Consider the following 242-nt stretch of genomic DNA (forward strand, 5'->3'; position numbering starts at 1 on the left):
ATATAGAGGGTGAGGTGGCTGTTGAAGATGTCTCTTACTCTGGTACAGACGGCATACTTACCGACAACGGTGATGGCACGTTCAGCTTCGCTCCAAATGAGAACTTCAATGGCAATGTCAGTCTTGATGTCACTGTTGTCGATGAGGATGGTGCGACAGCGGATACCACGGCAAGCATTGACGTTATTGCAGTCAACGATGCACCAGTATCTGGTGATTTGGCCTATAGCGTCGATGAAGAC

General features: G+C 48.8%; 1 protein-coding gene. It reads left to right on the forward strand.

The window, feature by feature from the left end; translation table 11 throughout:
- Positions 1-14: 14 nt before the first annotated feature.
- A partial coding sequence (locus FQ668_RS28090) for a cadherin-like domain-containing protein (protein ID WP_218570933.1) occupies positions 15-242 on the forward strand: 228 nt, incomplete at its 3' end.

Origin of the sequence: Pseudomonas sp. Kh14 (genome assembly GCF_900291005.1) — a bacterium.
GTDB lineage: Bacteria > Pseudomonadota > Gammaproteobacteria > Pseudomonadales > Pseudomonadaceae > Aquipseudomonas > Aquipseudomonas alloputida.